The organism is Dietzia sp. MNB45 (assembly GCF_051994785.1).
GTDB lineage: Bacteria > Actinomycetota > Actinomycetes > Mycobacteriales > Mycobacteriaceae > Dietzia > Dietzia kunjamensis.
Genome location: NZ_CP163397.1, coordinates 1,800,618 through 1,818,126 on the forward strand (window position 1 = coordinate 1,800,618; position 17,509 = coordinate 1,818,126).

Sequence of the window (17,509 nt, forward strand, 5' to 3'; positions counted from 1 at the left end):
GAACCACAAGTGACCAGCGCGTCGGAGATCACCGAGCTCACCACTGCACGCCACCCGTCCGACTGGACCGAACTCGACACCCGCGCCGTCGACACCGCGAGGGTCCTCGCCGCCGAGGCCGTGCAGCGTTGCGGTAGCGGCCACCCGGGCACCGCGATGAGCCTCGCGCCGCTCGCCTACACGCTCTACCAGCGCATCATGCGGCACGATCCCTCCGATCCGACGTGGGTCGGTCGGGACCGCTTCGTGCTGTCCTGTGGACACACCTCTCTCACCCAGTACATCCAGCTGTACCTCGCCGGCTTCGGGCTCGAGCTGGACGACCTCAAGGCGCTCCGGACCTGGGGATCCAAGACCCCCGGACACCCGGAGTGGCGGCACACCGACGGCGTGGAGATCACCACCGGCCCGCTGGGTCAGGGGCTGGCCTCCGCGGTGGGCATGGCGATGGCCGCGCGCTACGAGCGCGGACTGTTCGATCCGGAGACGCCGTCGGGCAAGAGTCCGTTCGACCACTTCATCTACGTGATCGCCTCCGACGGCGACGTGCAGGAGGGTGTCACCGCCGAGGCCTCCTCGCTCGCGGGCACCCAGCAGCTCGGCAATCTCATCGCGATCTACGACGACAACGAGATCTCGATCGAGGACAACACCCGGATCGCCCTCAACGAGGACGTCGCGGCGCGCTACGAGGCGTACGGCTGGCACGTCCAGACGGTGAACGGCGGTGAGGACGTGGCCGCCATCGAGGAGGCTATCGCCGACGCGCGTGCGGTCACCGACAAGCCGTCGCTGATCGTCCTGCGCACCGTCATCGCCTTCCCGGCGCCCACCATGATGAACACCGGGGCCTCGCACGGCGCGGCGCTCGGCCAGGACGAGGTCGACGCCGTGAAGGAGGCGCTCGGCATGGGCGGCACCGAGCCGTTCACGGTGGAGGACGAGGTGATCTCCCACACCCGGGCCGCCCGTGACAGGGGTGCCCGCGTCCACGCGCAGTGGAGCGACATGTTCCACGCCTGGGCAGAGGCGAACCCGGAGCGCAAGACCCTGTTCGATCGCCTGTACTCGGGCGAGCTCCCCGACGGATGGGATGCCGGGCTCCCCACGTGGGACGCCGATTCCAAGGGCGTCGCCACGCGTAAGGCGTCCGCCGAGGCAATCCAGGCCCTGGGTGCCACCCTCCCCGAGTTGTGGGGCGGCTCCGCGGACCTGGCCGGCTCCAACAACACGCCCATCAAGGGCGCGGACTCCTTCGGCCCGTCCTCCATCTCGACCGACACGTGGACCGCGTCCCCGTACGGACGCAACCTGCACTTCGGCGTTCGTGAGCACGCCATGGGCGCGATCCTCAACGGCATCGCCCTCCACGGTCCCACCCGGCCCTACGGCGGGACGTTCCTGATCTTCAGCGAGTACATGCGTCCGGCCGTCCGGCTCGCCGCGCTCCAGGGGAGCAACGCGTACTACGTGTGGACCCACGACTCGATCGGGCTCGGCGAGGACGGCCCCACCCATCAGCCGGTCGAACAGTTGGCGGCGCTGCGCGCCATCCCGGGTCTGGCGATCCTGCGTCCGGCCGACGCCAACGAGACCGCGGCGTCGTGGCGCGCCATGCTCGAGGCACTCGACGGGCCCAAGGGCCTGTGCCTGACCCGTCAGGACGTCCCGGTGCTCGAGGGCACCAAGGAGCTCGCCCGCGAGGGGGTCGAGCGCGGGGGCTATGTCCTCGCCGAGGCCTCGACCGGGACCCCCGAGGTGATCCTCATGGGCACCGGGTCCGAGGTGCAGCTGGCCGTGCAGGCCCGCGAGGTCCTCGAGGCGGAGGGCGTGGCGACCCGTGTGGTCTCGATGCCCTGTGTCGAGTTCTTCGATCAGCAGGACGCCGGGTACCGCGAGTCGGTGCTCCCCCGCTCCGTCCGCGCGCGGGTCAGCGTCGAGGCCGGCATCGCGATGCCGTGGCACCGGTTCCTCGGCGACGCCGGCCGAGCCGTCTCGCTCGAGCACTTCGGCGCCTCGGCGCCCTACCAGACCCTGTTCACCGAGTTCGGGATCACCGCCGACGCGGTGGTCTCCGCGGCCCGCGAATCCCTCGCGGCCGCTGCCGGGGAGGCATCATGACCAACGCCAATCTCGCTGCCCTGAGCGCCGCCGGCGTCTCCGTGTGGCTCGACGACCTGTCCCGACAGCTCCTGTCCTCCGGCGAACTCGAGAAGCGGATGTCCGCCTATTCGATCGTCGGCGTGACGACCAACCCGGCCATCTTCCAGTCGGCGCTGGCCGACTCGACGGCCTACGAGAGCGCGCTCACCGAGGCGGTCCGCGCCGACCGTGACGTGGATTCCGTCGTGCGGGCCCTGACCACGTCCGACGTCCGCGACGCGTGTGACGTCCTGGCCGACGTCCACCGCGCGACGGACGGGGTGGACGGCCGCGTCTCCCTCGAGGTGGACCCCGGCCTGGCCCACGACACAGCGGCGACCGTGACGCAGGCGGTGGAGCTCTCCGAGGTGGTGGACCGCCCGAACGTCATGATCAAGATCCCCGCGACGTCGGCGGGGCTGCCGGCCATCACCGATGTCATCGGCAAGGGCATCGACGTCAACGTCACGCTGATCTTCTCGGCGGACCAGTACCGTGCAGTGGCGGAGGCGTACCTGACCGGACTCGAGCAGGCCGCTGCCGCCGGTCACGACCTGTCCGCCATCCACTCCGTGGCGTCCGTGTTCGTCTCCCGGCTCGACACCGAGATCGACTCGCGACTCCCGGAGTCGTCAGAGCTGCGGGGCAAGGCCGGTCTGGCCAATGCGCGCCTCTGCCAGGAGGTCTACGAGGAACTGTTCGACCCCGAGGGACGCTTCGGGGCACTCGCCGATCGCGGAGCCCGTCCCCAGCGTCTCCTGTGGGCCTCGACGGGGGTCAAGGACCCGGCGTACCCCGACACGCTGTACGTGACCGGTCTGGTGACCCACGGGACGGTCAACACCATGCCGTTCGGCACCATCGAGGCGTTCGCGGACCACGGCGTCGTCGAGGGCGACACGGTCCGGGGCACCGCCGAGGAGTCCCGGGCCACCCTCGACGCACTGCGCGCCGAGGGGATCGACCTGGACGAGGTCTTCAGCCTCCTCGAGCAGCAGGGAGTGCAGAAGTTCGTGACCGCCTGGGACGACCTGGTGGACACGGTGAGGACGCGGATCGACGAGATCCCGACGGGGTCGTGATCGGCCCGGACGACGGGGCGACACCGGTCGTCGAGGCCCCCGGCGGCGCCCCGGAGGGGTGGGCCAACCCGCTCCGTGATCCCCGGGATCGACGGCTCCCCCGCATCGCGGGACCGTCCGGTCTCGTGATCTTCGGTGTGACGGGCGACCTGTCCAAGAAGAAGCTCATCCCCGCGATCTACGACCTGGCCAACCGTGGCCTGCTCCCGCCGGGGTTCTCCCTGATCGGCTTCGGCCGCCGACGGTGGACCCACGACGAGTTCGCCGCGTTCGCCCGTGAGCAGGCCCGGGAACGGTGCCGGACACCGTTCCGTGAGGACGTGTGGGAGCAGCTCGCCGCCGGACTGCGGTTCGTCACCGGGACATTCGACGACGACGAGGGCTTCGACCGTCTGGCGGACCAGCTGGGGGCACTCGAGGCCGAACGTGGGACCGCAGGCAACTACGCGTTCTACCTGTCCATCCCCCCGGATGACTTCCCGATCGTCTGCCGGCACCTCGATCGCACGGGGTGCACCCGCGGCCCGGAGGGGTCCTGGCGCCGGGTGGTCATCGAGAAGCCCTTCGGGCACGACCTGGCGAGCGCCCGCGAACTCAACGCGGTCGTGGGTGCGGTCTTCCCCGAGGACTCGGTCTTCCGGATCGATCACTACCTCGGCAAGGAGACGGTCCAGAACATCCTCGCGCTGCGTTTCGCCAACCAGCTCTTCGAGCCGGTGTGGAACGCCAATCACGTGGATCACGTGCAGATCACCATGGCCGAGGACATCGGTCTGGGTGGTCGGGCCGGCTACTACGACGGCATCGGCGCGGCCCGCGACGTCATCCAGAACCACCTCATCCAGTTGATGGCGTTGGTCGCGATGGAGGAACCGACCGATTTCTCCGCTGCCGCGTTGCGGGCGGAGAAGACCAAGGTCCTCGAGTCGACCTCGCTGGCACTGCCGGTAGCCGAGACGGCCGCGCGCGGTCAGTACGCAGGGGGGTGGCAGGGGTCCGAGCAGGTCGTCGGGCTGAAGGACGAGGAGGGGTACGACCCCTCCTCGACCACCGAGACCTACGCAGCTATCACGCTCGAGGTCCACAACCGCCGATGGGCGGGGGTGCCCTTCTATCTGCGCACCGGCAAGCGGTTGGGACGTCGGGTCACGGAGATCGCGGTGGTCTTCCGGCGCGCTCCGCACCTGCCTTTCGACGCGACAATGACGCAGGAACTCGGCCAGAACGCGCTGGTCATCCGGGTCCAGCCCGACGAGGGTGTCACGTTGCGCTTCGGCTCCAAGGTCCCCGGCACCGCCATGGAGGTCCGGGACGTCAACATGGACTTCGCCTACGGTGAAGCGTTCACCGAATCCTCCCCCGAGGCCTACGAACGTCTCATCCTCGACGTCCTGCTGGGCGAGCCCTCGCTCTTCCCGGTCTCCCGCGAGGTCGAGCTGAGCTGGCAGCTCCTCGACCCGGTCCTGCAGGAATGGGAGTCGGACGGGACACCGGAGCAATACCAGGCCGGGACGTGGGGGCCGAAGGGCGCCGACGAGATTCTGGCCCGGAGTGGCCGCGCATGGAGGCGACCGTGATCATCGACCTACCCGACACCTCCACCCGCGGGATCGCCAAGAAGCTCGTGCAGATCCGCGAGGAGGCCGGGCTGAGCACGATCGGACGGGTGCTCACGCTGATCGTGATCACCGATCACGTCCGGGGCAGCGAGTCCGCGATCGAGGCGGCCAACGAGGCCAGCCGGGAGCATCCGTGCCGGGTCATCGTGGTGATCCGCGGACCTCGCGCGGACGCCGACAGGCTCGACGGTCAGATCCGCGTCGGCGGTGACGCCGGGGCGGCGGAGGTCGTCGTGCTGCGCACCTCCGGTGCGATGGCCTCCCAGTCGGCCTCCCTCGTCACGCCGTTGCTGCTGCCGGACACCCCGCTCGCCGTGTGGTGGCCCCGCCACTCCCCCACGTTGTTGTCCGAGGACAGGGTGGGCAGGCTCGCTAAGCGCCGGATCGTCGACTCCGACGCCGAGGGGCATCCCACCGATGCGCTGGCGAAACGGGCGGCCGGCTACTCCCCGGGCGACACCGATCTGGCGTGGGCGCGCATCACCCACTGGCGTTCCCTGCTCGCGGCGACCCTGGACCGCCCGCCCTTCGAGCGCATCACCGGGGCGACGGTGTGCGGCCCGGAGCGGGCGGCGTCGGTGGACCTGGCCGGTGGATGGCTGGCGTCCCGGCTCGGGATCGACGTCCTGCGGGCCGTCGGCCCGAGGATGGTCGTCCTGGAGCGGGCCTCGGGATCCATCGTCCTCGAGCAGATCAGCGCGACCTCCGCCGAGCTCCGCATCACGGGTCAGGCACCCACGCGGGTGGCGCTCGTCGGTCGCAGTGTCGCCGACTGTCTGTCGGAGGAGCTACGGCGGATGGACACCGACGGCGTGTACGCCGACGCGTTGGCCAATCATGACCGTGTCATCTACACCTCTGCCTCGGCTCGCTGAGCAGGGGACCCAGACCTCGACGTCACTTCCCCACCGGACCACCACGACAGGAGCGCCGATGACAGTCACACGCCATCTCGTACACCCGGATGCGGACACCCTCGCCGAAGCGGCAGCCCTCGCCGTCGTCGGGCACCTCAACGAACGGATCGCCACCGCCGGGACCGCGACGCTGTCCCTGACGGGCGGCTCGGTGGGGGTGAAGACCGCCGCCGCACTCGCCGGGGCCGATGTCGACTGGTCACGCGTGACCATCTACCTGGGGGACGAACGCTTCGTCCCGGCAGACGACCCCGAGCGCAACGACGGGCAGCTCGACGACGTCCTGCTCCGCACCGTGGGCGACCGCGCCACCGTCCACCGCTGGCCGGCCCGCGGACCGGAGTTCGAGGACGTCGACGCCGCGGCCGAGGCGTTCCTCGCCGCGGTGGACCTCCCCGGGGGCGACGAGCCGCTGTTCGACGTCACCCTCCTGGGCATGGGACCCGAGGGGCACATGAACTCGATCTTCCCGCACACGCCGGCGGTCGCCGAGACCGAGCGGCTCGCGGTGGGCGTGCGTGACTGCCCCAAGCCGCCACCGGAGCGACTGACCTTCACCCTCCCGGCGGTGCGCAGGTCGAGGCACGTGCTCGTCGTGGCCGCCGGTGACGGGAAGGCGGAGGCGGTGGCCAGGGGCCTGGGCGGGGCGGACCCCGCGGACTGGCCCGTCGCCGGTGCCGTGGGCACCGAGTCGACCACGTATCACCTGGACGGACCGGCCGCCTCGATGGTGCTCTGAGAACAGGAACGGGGCGCGTCCCTTCCACTCGGTGGAAGAGACGCGCCCCGTCGTCCGCCCGGGCGGTGGGGCCGCGCCGGGGACCGGTCGGTCAGCCGAACCGGACCATGAGGCCGACCGCCACGATGGCGATGACCCAGAGGATCGCGACGACCACGGTGACCCGGTCGAGGTTCCGCTCGACCACGCTGGACCCGGAGAGACTGGACTGGACACCGCCACCGAAGAGCGACGACAGGCCGCCTCCCTTGCCGCGGTGCAGCAGGATGAACAGCATCAGCAGCAGGCTGGTGGTGATGAGGAAGATGTCCAGGGCGAGCTTCATGTAGGGATCGTGCCTCACGTCGGGTCGGGCGGTCGGGTGCGACCGCTACAGACTACCCGGTCGGGTGTCCGCGGCGAATCCCGGCACGCCCGACCCCGCGGGGCCGGGCGCGCCGGTGTGGGCGGTGTCAGGGCAACGGGCCACCGGCGGCGATCGCCGACAGCTGGGCGAACTCGTCCGGCTTGAGCGACGCGCCTCCGACCAGACCACCGTCGACATCGGGTTGGTCGAGCAGCTCGCCGATCGTCGAGGCGTTGACGCTGCCGCCGTACAGGACCCGCATCTGCTCGGCCGTCGCGTCATCGGCCAGATCGGCCAACGTGGAACGGATGGCGGCGCAGACCTCCTGGGCATCGGCGGCGGACGCGGTCTTGCCGGTCCCGATCGCCCACACGGGCTCGTAGGCGATCACGGTGGAGGCCAGCTGGTCCGTGGACAGTCCCGCGAGCGATTCGGAGAGCTGGTTCACGACGAAGTCGACGTGGTCCCCTGCCTCCCGCACCTCGAGCTTCTCGCCGACACACACGATCGGCGTCAACCCGTGCCGGTGGCAGGCGGCGGCCTTGGCCGCGACGAGTTCGTCGGACTCCGCGTGGTAGTCACGGCGCTCGGAATGGCCCACGACGACATAGGTGCAGCCGAGCTTGGCGAGCATCCCCGCCGAGATCTCGCCGGTGTAGGCACCGGACTCGTGGACCGAGACGTCCTGCGCGCCGTAGGCGAAGCCCAGCTTGTCGCCCTCGATGACGATCTGGACGCCACGGATGTCCGTGAACGGGGGGATGAACGCCACGTCCACCTTCTCCAGGTACTTGTCCGGGAGTGCGAAGGCGACCTTCTGGACGAGTGCGATGGCCTCGAGGTGGTTGAGGTTCATCTTCCAGTTGCCGGCGATGAGCGGGGTGCGTGCCATGTTCTCTCCTGTGGTCTCGTCGGTCTTCAGTTGCTGCGCTCGAGGGCGGTGACGCCGGGCAGCTCCTTGCCCTCCAGGTACTCCAGCGAGGCGCCACCGCCGGTGGAGATGTGGGAGAAGTTCTCCTCCCCGAGACCCAGGGTGCGGACGGCCGCGGCGGAGTCGCCGCCGCCGACCACCGAGAACGCGCCGCTGCGCGTCGCGGTGATGATGGCCTCGGCGACACCACGCGTCCCGGCGGAGAACGCCTCGAACTCGAACACGCCCATGGGGCCATTCCAGAAGACGGTCTTGGCGGTGGAGAGCTTCTCGCTGAACGCCTTCACCGACTCGGGGCCGATGTCCAGGCCCATCTTCCCCTCCGGGATGGCCTCGGCGGAGACCGTGGAGTGCGCGGCGTCGGCGGCGAAGCCGTCGGCGGCGACCACGTCCACGGGCAGGCTGATCACGTCGCCGAACTTGGCGAGCAGGTCCTTGCAGGTGTCGATCATCTCCTCCTGCAGCAGTGAGGAGCCGACCTCATGGCCCTGTGCGGCGAGGAAGGTGAAGCACATGCCGCCGCCGATGACCAGGGTGTCGACCTTGGGCGCCAGGGCCTCGATCACGGCGAGCTTGTCAGACACCTTGGAGCCGCCCAAGACGACCGCGTAGGGGTGCTCCGGGTCGCCGGTGAGGTTCGCGAGGACCTCGACCTCGCTCTGGACGAGGTCGCCGGCGTAGGCAGGGAGGACCTTGGCGACGTCGTACACCGACGCCTGCGCGCGGTGGACCACCCCGAAACCGTTGGAGACGAACGCCCCGTCCTCGCCCACCAGGCTCGCGAGCTCGGCCGCGAACTCGGCCCGCTGCGCCTCGTCCTTGCTCGTCTCGCGCGGGTCGAACCGCACGTTCTCCACCAGGAGCACGTCCCCGTCGGTCAGGCCGTTGGCTCGCTCGCGGGCGTCCGACCCCACCACGTCACCGGCGAGCTGGACGTAGCGCCCGAGCTCGTCACCCAGCTTCTCCGCCACGGGGGCGAGGGAGAACTCGGGGTCGGGCTCACCCTTCGGGCGGCCGAGATGCGCGGTGATCACCAGCGCCGCACCGGCGTCGAGCAGAGCGTTGAGCGTGGGCAGCGAGGCGGTGATCCGGCCCGCATCGGTGATGGTCGAGCCGTCGAGCGGGACGTTGAGGTCGCAGCGGACGAGGATCTTGCGACCCTCTACGCCGGCATCGAGCAGGTCGTTGAGCGTGCTCACGGCCATGTGGTGGGACTCCTGTCGGAAGAACGGTGGTGATGGTGGGTGGTGCTGCCGGTCCATGTGCTCCGGGCCCGGCCGGGACGCTGTGGGCGTTCCCGGACCGGGCCCGGATCGTCGTACTGGGGATGTCAGTCCCGCGGGGTCTTAGAGCGACTTGCCGACCAGGCCGATGATGTCGGCGAGGCGGTTGGAGTAGCCCCACTCGTTGTCGTACCAGGAGGCGATCTTGATCTGGCCGTCGATCGCCTTGGTCAGCGGCGCGTCGAAGATGGACGAGTGCGGGTCACCGACGATGTCGGAGGAGACGATGGGATCCTCGGTGTACTTGAGGATGCCCTTCATCGCGCTCTCGGCGGCGGCCTTGACCGCGGCGTTGACCTCGTCGACCGAGGCCTTCTTCTCGAGCTCGACCGTGAGGTCGGTGAGCGAGCCGGTGGGCAGCGGGACGCGCACGGCGTAGCCGTCGAACTTACCCTTGAGCTCGGGCAGGACCAGCGCGACGGCCTTGGCCGCACCGGTGGAGGTGGGCACCATGTTGATGCCGGCGGCGCGGGCACGGCGCATGTCGCTGTGGGGCGCGTCCTGGAGGTTCTGGTCCTGCGTGTAGGCGTGGATCGTGGTCATGAGGCCCTTGACGATCCCGAACTCGTCGGAGAGGACCTTGGCGACCGGCGCCAGGCAGTTGGTGGTGCAGGAGGCGTTGGAGATGATCGTCTGCGAGCCGTCGTACTCGTGGTCGTTGACCCCCATGACGATGGTGATGTCCTCGTTCTTGGCCGGCGCCGAGATGATGACCTTCTTGGCGCCACCCTCGAGGTGGCCCTTGGCCTTCTCGGCGTCGGTGAAGATGCCGGTGGACTCGACGACGACGTCGACACCGTAGTCACCCCACGGCACGGACGCGGGGCCCTCCTTGACCGCGAGGGCGCCGATCTTGGTCCCACCGACCGTGATCGACGAGTCGTCGAACGTGACCTCCTTGCCCAGGCGACCCAGGATGGAGTCGTACTTGAGCAGGTGAGCGAGCATGTCGTTCGTGGTCAGGTCGTTGACGGCCACGATCTCGATGTCCGTCTTGCCCTCGGCCTTAAGAGCCTCCACCGCGCGGTAGAAGTTGCGGCCGATACGTCCGAATCCGTTGATGCCTACGCGCACGGTCACGTGTTGTCTCCTTATTGGTGGTGCGAGAACGCTTGATGTCACCGGGGCCGGGTGGAGCCCGGGACGTGACCCAGACTACCCGGCGTGGACCGCTCCCGCGCAGGGTGCTGCCGGGGTGGATCAGCCTTCGTCGAGCATGTCCTCGGTCACCACGGACTCGGTGTCGGGGATCCCGAGCTCGGCGGCTTTGCGGTCCGCCATGGACAGCAGTCTCCGGATGCGCCCCGCGACCGCGTCCTTGGTCATGGGCGGGTCCGCGAGCTGCCCGAGCTCCTCCAGCGACGACTGGCGGTGCTGGACGCGCAGTTCACCGGCGGCGAGCAGATGGTCCGGCACGTCCTCGGCGAGGATCTCCAGGGCGCGCTGGACACGGGCGGCCGCGGCCACGGCGGCCCGGGCCGAGCGCCGCAGGTTGGCGTCGTCGAAGTTGGCCAGCCGGTTGGCGGTGGCGCGGACCTCGCCGCGGGAGCGGCGCTCCTCCCAGATGTCCCTGGTGGAGGACGCGCCCAGTCGAGCGAGGAGGACGCCGATCGCCTCGGCGTCGCGGATCACCACGCGGTCCCCGCCCCGGACCTCGCGGGCCTTGGCCGTCACGCCCAACCTGCGGGCCGCACCCACGAGCGCCATCGCCGCCTCCGCCCCCGGGGCGGTGACCTCCAACGCCGAGGAGCGGCCGGGCTTGGTGAGCGAACCGTGGGCGAGGAACGCGCCCCGCCACGCCGCCTCGGAGGCGGCGACCGAGCCGCCGACGACCGCGGCCGGCAGTCCTCGGACCGTCCGGCCGGCGTTGTCGACCAGCCCGAGCTGACGGGCCAGGTCCGCACCCCGGTCGATGACCCGCAGGACGAACTTGCGGGCGGGACGTCCGCCCGAACCCCCAATCGGGTGGATCTCACAGGGGACGGAGAACAGGGCGTCGAGTTCGCCGGCGAGACGGTCCGCGATCTCGCCGGAGTCCACCTCCGCCTCGATCACGAGTCGGTTGGACAGGACCTGGAGGGTGCCGGCGAACCTCAGCAGGGCGGACACCTCGGCCCTCCTGGTCTCGGAGTTCCCCACGGGGACCCTCACCAGTTCGGACTTGACCTGTGCGGTCAGCGACACGCCCTGCTCCTTCGTTCTCGGCTCATCGACCCGGCCCTCATCGCACCGAGTCGGCGAGCGCCGAGGCCAGCAGTGCGGGGTCGTGGACAGGCCTCATCGTCCCATCCTCGGCGGTCTTCGCTATCTCCGCGGTCATCACGCGGGCCCCCAGTCCCGCCGCGGCCCGTTCGAGATGCTCGCGTTCGGTGGCGCTCAGCGGCATCCTCGGGTCCACGAGCAGGACGTCGATGTCGACCTCGGGAGCGTGTTGACGCAACACGTGGAGGTGCTGCTCGGCGGAGAACCCGGCGGTCTCCCCCGGCTGGGGTGCGAGGTTGAGCACGAGGGCCTTGGTCGCGGCCGTCCTCTTGAGCGCGGTCGCGATCTCGGGCACGAGCACGTTGGGGATCACGCTGGTGAACCACGATCCGGGCCCGAGGACCACGAGGTCGGCTCCGGTGATCGCCTCCACCACGCCCTCCGCGGCGGGCGGAGCGGCCGGGATGAGGGTGACCCGGCGAACGCTGCCCGGTGTGGTCGCGACGGCGACCTGTCCGATGATGGTCCGCACGACGCGGGGGTCCGCTTCCAGACCGACGACCTCTGCGGCGATGTCGAGGGCGACCGGGGACATCGGCAGGACACGGCCGGTGACACCGAGGATCGACCCGACCGCGTCGAGTGCCTCGACCGGGTCGCCGAGCAGCTCCCACAGGCCGGCGAAGACGAGGTTGCCCACTGCGTGTCCGGCCAGCGCCCCGGTGCCGCCGTAGCGGTGCTGGAAGAGTCGGGTGAGCAGCGCCTTCTCGTCGTCTTCGGCGGCGAGGGCGCACAGGGCCATCCGTAGGTCGCCCGGTGGGAGGATGCCCAGCTCGCGCCGCAGTCGCCCCGAGGAGCCGCCGTCGTCGGCGACCGTCACCACCGCGGTGACGTGGTCGGCGACGAGGCGTGCGGCCCGGAGGGTCGCCGACAGGCCGTGGCCGCCGCCGAGGGCGACGAGGGACGGGATACCACTGTCGTGTGTCATGGCCGGCCTCATTCCCGCCCGAGGTCGCGGTGGCGTACGTGCACCTCGACCGAGTCGAGGCCGGACAGTCTGCCGGCGAGCGACTCGGAGATGGCCACGCTCCGGTGCTTGCCCCCGGTGCAGCCGACCGCGATCGTCATGTAGCGCTTGCCCTCGCGCCGGTAGCCGGTCATGGCCAGGCGGATCATGGACACCGCCGCGCGCAGGTACTCCTCGATGGATTCGTCGGCGAGGACGTAGTCCTGGACGGGCTTGTCGCGCCCCGTGTGCGGCTGGAGCTCGGGGATCCAGTGCGGGTTGGGCAGGAACCGCATGTCCATCAGCATGTCGACGTCCACGGGGACGCCGTACTTGAACCCGAACGACTCGACCGTGAGGTGGAAGTCGAACCCGAGGTCACCGAAGGGGGTCTCCAGCCGGTGGCGGAGGTCGTGGACACTGAGCGCCGAGGTGTCCACGACGACGTCGGCACGCCCCCGCAGCCCCTCGAGGATCCTGCGCTCCCGGGTGATGCCGTCGATCAGGCCGCCACCCGACTGCAGCGGATGGGAGCGACGGACGTTGTTGAACCTGCTGACCAGCGCCTCGTCCGAGGCCTCGAGGAACAGGATCCGAGCCTGCGGGCGCCGATCGAACAGGTCGAGGAGGTCGCCGAGGTGTTCGTCGAACCCGAGGCTGCGGGTGTCGGCGACGATCGCCAGGCGGAGGGGCTCGTCGTCGGACTCCTCGAACCGGGCGAGCAGGTCGCCCACGAACGTCAACGGGAGGTTGTCGACGACATACCAGCCGAATTCCTCGAGGACCTTGGACGCGGTCCCCTTGCCCGCCCCGGACATGCCGCTGATCAGGAGGAGCTCGCGCCCCCGCGCGGCGTGGCCGTCGTCGTCACCTGCGTCCATCGTCTCACCTCGTGTCATCGGTCAGTCCCCGGTCGGTCTGTCCCCGGTCGGGCTGCCCGCCCGAGTCTCCCACGTCGGCGGCGGCCGCGTCCGCGGGCTCGGCACCACCGAGAGTCGCCCGGATCGCGGCGGCGACCCCCGGACCGATCCCCGGCACGGCGCACAGCTCGTCCGCGCTCGCGGCGCGCAGTGCGGACACGGTCGGGAACGTCTCCACCAACGCCGCCCGACGGGTGGGTCCGAGGCCGGGGACGTCGTCGAGCACGGAGGCCGTCATCCGCCTGGACCGCGCGCCCCGGTGGGCGCGGATGGCGAACCGATGGGCCTCGTCGCGGAGCCGCTGGAGCAGGAACAGCCCCTCCCCGTGGCGCGGGAAGATCACGGGGTACTCCTCTCCCGGGAGCCAGATCTCCTCGAGTCGCTTGGCGATCCCGACCACGGGTACGTCGGTGACCCCCAGCTCGGAGAGGACCTCGGCGGCCGCCTCGACCTGGGGCCGACCACCGTCGACGACGAAGAGCTGCGGTGGGTAGGCGAACCGGCGGGCCGCGGGGGCGGTGCCCCCCGTGCCCGCGTCGTCGTCGACCGGCCCGTCGACCTCGTCCGGGGTGACGGAGGGGTCCTCGTGGTGACGCCGGAAGCGACGACGCGTGACCTCGGCGATGCTGCCGACGTCGTCGGAGTGGCCGTCACCCGCGGCGTCGCGGATGCGGTAGAGCCGGTAGTCGCTCTTGCGCGGGATGCCGTCCTCGAAGACCACGAGGGAGGCCATGACGTCGGTGCCCTGGGTGTGGGAGATGTCCACGCACTCGATGCGCAGGGGCGCCGAGTCCAGCTCGAGGGTCTCCTGGATCTCCTGGAGCGCCGCGGAGCGGGCGGTGAGGTCGCCGCTGCGCCGGAGTTTGTGCTGCGTCAGGGCCTCGACGGCGTTGCGGTGGACCGTCTCCGCCAGGGCCCGCTTGTCACCCCGCTGGGGCACCCGGAGCGACACACGGGAGCCGCGCAGCGCCGAGAGCCAGTCCGCGAGCTCGTCCGAGTCCTCGGGCAGGGCGGGCACCAGCACCTCGCGGGGTACGGCAGCCGAGATGTCGCCGGATTCGGCCGCCTCCGCGAGGTCGGCCTCTCCCCCGTAGAACTGCGCGAGATAGTCGGAGACGACCCCGGGCACGGCACGGGCCGCGTCGAACTCGCCGTCGGCGTCGACGCCGTGGGCGTGTTCGACCACCCAGCCGCGTTGGCCGCGGATGCGGCCCCCGCGCACGTGGAACACCTGGACGGAGACCTGCAGTTCGTCGACCTCGACGCCCACCACGTCGGCGTCGGTGCCGTCACCCAGCACGACGGCCTGCTTCTCCATCGCACGCCGCATGGCGCCGAGGTCGTCACGCAGCCGCGCGGCCCGTTCGAAGTCGAGGTCCGCGGAGGCCTCGAGCATCCGCTTCTCGATGCGGCGCATGATCGCATCGGTACGTCCGGCCAGGAAGTCGATGAGCTCGTTGACAATCGCGCGGTGCTCGTCCGGGGTCACCCGTCCGATGCAGGGGGCGGCGCACTTGTCGATGTATCCCAGCAGACAGGGCCTGCCGAGCTGCGCCTGCCGCTTGAACACCCCGGCGGAGCACGAGCGGACGGGGAAGACCCGCTGCAGAGTGTCGAGGGTGTCGCGGATGGCCCACGCGTGTGAGTAGGGCCCGAAGTAGCGGGTCCCCGGGCGCCGGGGTCCCCGGTAGACGAAGGCACGGGGGAACTCCTCCCCCACGGTGACCGCCAGCATCGGATACGTCTTGTCGTCGCGGTACCGGACGTTGAACCGGGGGTCGTACTTCTTGATCCACGTGTACTCGAGCTGGAGCGCCTCGACCTCGGTGGACACGACCGTCCACTGCACGCCGGCCGCGGCGAGAACCATCCGCCGGGTACGGGGGTGGAGGAGGGACAGGTCCGCGAAGTACGAGCTCAGCCGGCTCCGCAGGTTCTTCGCCTTGCCGACGTAGATGACGCGCCCGTGCTCGTCACGGAAGCGGTAGACCCCCGGCTCCGTCGGGATCGAGCCGGGGGCCGGGCGGTAGGTTCGCGGATCGGCCACGGCGGGTCAGCGGTCGGCGACGGTCTCGGGATCGGCGGCCGAGGGCTTATGGGTGCGGACGGCCTCGCGCAGGCGCGCCATGCCGTCGATCCCGTGCTGGCCGTCGATGGACTGAATAGCCCAGATCCCCGCGTGCTCGTAGGCCGGGAGTTCGAGCCGGGGCCAGTAGCTGGAGCGCGGGAACGTCAGCCCGACGACGTCGTCCCAGCCCCAGGTCCGGACGCGCAGCGGCCCGCGGAGCTCGACGCCCTGCTGCCCGACCCGGACGCGGATCCGCAGGAGGGTCAGCAGCACCCCGGCGAAGATGAACCCGATCACCACGAAGGCGAACTGATCGGCGATCCCGATCGTCACCCCGGTGTCACCGCGGACGAGGATCACCGCCCACACCACGTGGACGATGACGATGAGCACCGCCACGGCGATCGCGGTGGTGCGCATCCGACGGGGCCGGTGCTCGAACTCCCAGTTCTCGTTCATCGACCGGTCCTCAGGTCGCGCAGGGCGATGGCGGCGCCGAGCACGGCGGCGACGGCCTCTCCCCCCTTGTCCTCGGAGGCACCCTCGTGGCCGTCGCGGTCTCGGGCCTGGCCCTCGTTCTCGGTGGTGAGCACCCCGTGGGCGACAGGGGTGGCCTCGTCGAGGGCGATCCGGGTGAGCCCGTCGGTCACCGAGCGACAGACGTGGTCGAAGTGCGGGGTCGCACCCCGGATCACCACGCCGAGCGCCACGACGGCGTCATGGGTCCGTGCGAGCTCCTGGGCCACCACCGGTAGCTCCACGGCCCCGGTCACGCGGGCCAGGGTCACCACCGCGCCGGAGGCGTCGGCGACGGCCAGGGCCCGGTCCAGCAGTTGGGCGCAGATCTCCTGGTGCCAGGTGGAGGCCACCACCCCGAGCCGCAGCCCGCGGGCGTCGGGGATCACCAGTTCCGGTCTACCGCTGCCGCTCATGGCTGATCCTCTCCGTCCACGTCCACGTCCACGTCCACGTCGGCGCCGGCCGGGCCGGCGGGTCCCTCGTCGAGCCCCTCGAGCAGGTGGCCCATCCGGTCGCGCTTGGTGCGCAGGTACCGCAGGTTCTCGGGCGTGACCGCCGTCGGCATGGGCACCCGGGCCACCACCTCCACGCCACCGGCGCGCAGGGCGTCGGCCTTGGCGGGGTTGTTGGTCATCAGTCGTACCCGGGTCACTCCGAGGTCGCGCAGCATCTGTGCGGCCAGGCTGAAGTCGCGGGCGTCGGCGGGCAGGCCCAGGTCGAGATTGGCGTCGACGGTGTCGCGTCCGGAGTCCTGCAGTTGGTAGGCGCGCAGTTTCTGCACCAGGCCGATCCCCCGGCCCTCGTGCCCACGCATGTACAGCACGACCCCGCGCCCCTCCTCGCACACCGCGGCGACGGCAGCGTCGAGTTGCGGGCCGCAGTCACAGCGCAGCGAGTGGAACACGTCGCCGGTCAGGCACTCGGAGTGGATGCGGACGGAGACCGGATCGTCCCCCGAGATGTCGCCGGCCACCATGGCGACGTGTTCGACTCCCTGGAGGGTGTCGCGGTACCCGTGGGCGGTCATGGTCCCGGCCGGCGTGGGGATCCGGGCGGCGACCTCGTGTACCACCTGGACCTCGTTCGCGCGGCGCCACGCCTGGAGCGCCTCGATGGTGATCATCGCCAGCCCGTGCTCGTCGGCGAACCGCCGGAGCTCGGGGGTGCGCGCCATGGTCGTGGGGTCGTCCTCGGAGACGATCTCGCAGATGACGCCCGCCGGGCGCAGACCGGCCAACCGGGCGAGGTCGACGGCGGACTCGGTGTGGCCGGGCCGGGTGAGCACGCCGCCGGGCCGGGCGCGCAGGGGCACCACGTGGCCGGGCCGGGTGAAGTCGCCGGGCACGGTGTCGTCGGCGGCGAGCAGCCTCGCGGTGCGGGCGCGGTCGGCGGCCGAGATGCCGGTGGAGACCCCCGTGCGCGCGTCGACCGTCACGGTGTACGCGGTGTCGTGGCGGTCCTCGTTGATGGCGCGCATGGGCGGCAGGTCCAGCCGAAGGCAGTCCTCCGCCTCGAGCGCGACGCACACGTAACCGGAGGAGTACCGCACGAGGAAGCCCATCAGCTCGGGCGTCGCGAGTTCGGCGGCGAAGATCAGGTCGCCCTCGTTCTCGCGGTCCTCACTGTCCACCACCACGACGGCCCGTCCCGCCGCGATGTCGGCGATGGCTCGCTCGATGCCGTCAAAGGTGGTCACTGCAGCGGGTTCTCCTAGGTCTGGCGGGCCCGAGCGGAG

General features: G+C 70.7%; 16 protein-coding genes. 5 read left to right on the forward strand and 11 right to left on the reverse strand.

The genetic code is table 11. The features are described from left to right. Positions 1–9: 9 nt before the first annotated feature. From tkt to pgl, 5 genes are read left to right on the forward strand one after another with little or no spacing between them, the layout of a single operon-like run. Complete coding sequence (gene tkt / locus AB5G72_RS08670) at positions 10–2,121, forward strand: transketolase (RefSeq protein WP_067716333.1); 2,112 nt, start codon at positions 10–12, stop codon at positions 2,119–2,121. Further along, entirely contained in the window at positions 2,118–3,224 is a 1,107-nt protein-coding gene (tal, locus tag AB5G72_RS08675; protein ID WP_120283292.1) for a transaldolase, read from the forward strand. The genes tkt and tal overlap by 4 nt, the downstream gene beginning before the upstream one ends. Beyond that, the gene (zwf, locus tag AB5G72_RS08680; RefSeq protein WP_440221481.1) at positions 3,224–4,801 is read left to right on the forward strand and encodes a glucose-6-phosphate dehydrogenase; all 1,578 of its coding nucleotides are present in this window, start codon (positions 3,224–3,226) and stop codon (positions 4,799–4,801) included. The genes tal and zwf overlap by 1 nt, the downstream gene beginning before the upstream one ends. Further along, positions 4,786–5,718, forward strand: a complete 933-nt coding sequence (locus AB5G72_RS08685; protein WP_185950497.1) for a glucose-6-phosphate dehydrogenase assembly protein OpcA — start codon at positions 4,786–4,788, stop codon at positions 5,716–5,718. Before zwf ends, AB5G72_RS08685 begins: the two co-directional genes overlap by 16 nt. 58 nt (positions 5,719–5,776) lie before the next feature. Then, positions 5,777–6,499, forward strand: a complete 723-nt coding sequence (pgl, locus tag AB5G72_RS08690) for a 6-phosphogluconolactonase (protein ID WP_440221428.1) — start codon at positions 5,777–5,779, stop codon at positions 6,497–6,499. A gap of 91 nt (positions 6,500–6,590) precedes the next feature. Here the strand turns inward: pgl and secG are convergent, their stop codons facing one another. The 11 genes from secG to AB5G72_RS08745 all read right to left on the reverse strand — a co-directional run bounded on the left by secG (position 6,591) and on the right by AB5G72_RS08745 (position 17,470). After that, positions 6,591–6,824: a preprotein translocase subunit SecG gene (gene secG, locus AB5G72_RS08695; RefSeq protein WP_067716343.1), complete on the reverse strand. Its 234-nt coding sequence runs from the start codon at positions 6,822–6,824 to the stop codon at positions 6,591–6,593. A 127-nt stretch (positions 6,825–6,951) separates the two neighbouring features. After that, on the reverse strand, positions 6,952–7,737 hold the full coding sequence (gene tpiA / locus AB5G72_RS08700) for a triose-phosphate isomerase (RefSeq protein WP_067716347.1): 786 nt from the start codon (positions 7,735–7,737) through the stop codon (positions 6,952–6,954). Between the two features lie 26 nt (positions 7,738–7,763). Then, positions 7,764–8,981 (reverse strand): phosphoglycerate kinase, encoded by a 1,218-nt coding sequence (locus AB5G72_RS08705; RefSeq protein WP_440221429.1) that lies wholly within the window; start codon positions 8,979–8,981, stop codon positions 7,764–7,766. A 141-nt stretch (positions 8,982–9,122) separates the two neighbouring features. After that, entirely contained in the window at positions 9,123–10,139 is a 1,017-nt protein-coding gene (gap, locus tag AB5G72_RS08710; protein WP_440221430.1) for a type I glyceraldehyde-3-phosphate dehydrogenase, read from the reverse strand. 120 nt (positions 10,140–10,259) lie between these two features. Then, on the reverse strand, positions 10,260–11,243 hold the full coding sequence (whiA, locus tag AB5G72_RS08715) for a DNA-binding protein WhiA (RefSeq protein ID WP_067716356.1): 984 nt from the start codon (positions 11,241–11,243) through the stop codon (positions 10,260–10,262). Between the two features lie 37 nt (positions 11,244–11,280). Beyond that, positions 11,281–12,249, reverse strand: a complete 969-nt coding sequence (locus AB5G72_RS08720; protein WP_120283304.1) for a gluconeogenesis factor YvcK family protein — start codon at positions 12,247–12,249, stop codon at positions 11,281–11,283. Between the two features lie 8 nt (positions 12,250–12,257). Beyond that, a complete protein-coding gene (rapZ, locus tag AB5G72_RS08725; protein ID WP_067716361.1) occupies positions 12,258–13,148 on the reverse strand; it encodes an RNase adapter RapZ in 891 nt (296 codons plus the stop codon). Positions 13,149–13,152: 4 nt separating this feature from the next. Further along, positions 13,153–15,234 carry an excinuclease ABC subunit UvrC gene (gene uvrC, locus AB5G72_RS08730; protein WP_253003625.1) on the reverse strand — a complete coding sequence of 694 codons (2,082 nt, stop codon included), beginning with the start codon at positions 15,232–15,234 and terminating at the stop codon, positions 13,153–13,155. Positions 15,235–15,240: 6 nt separating this feature from the next. Continuing rightward, a complete protein-coding gene (locus AB5G72_RS08735; RefSeq protein WP_067716366.1) occupies positions 15,241–15,714 on the reverse strand; it encodes a PH domain-containing protein in 474 nt (157 codons plus the stop codon). After that, positions 15,711–16,187 (reverse strand): 6,7-dimethyl-8-ribityllumazine synthase, encoded by a 477-nt coding sequence (gene ribH, locus AB5G72_RS08740; protein WP_440221431.1) that lies wholly within the window; start codon positions 16,185–16,187, stop codon positions 15,711–15,713. Before ribH ends, AB5G72_RS08735 begins: the two co-directional genes overlap by 4 nt. After that, positions 16,184–17,470 carry a bifunctional 3,4-dihydroxy-2-butanone-4-phosphate synthase/GTP cyclohydrolase II gene (locus AB5G72_RS08745; protein WP_154827501.1) on the reverse strand — a complete coding sequence of 429 codons (1,287 nt, stop codon included), beginning with the start codon at positions 17,468–17,470 and terminating at the stop codon, positions 16,184–16,186. The genes ribH and AB5G72_RS08745 overlap by 4 nt, the downstream gene beginning before the upstream one ends. Between the last annotated feature and the right edge of the window lie 39 nt (positions 17,471–17,509).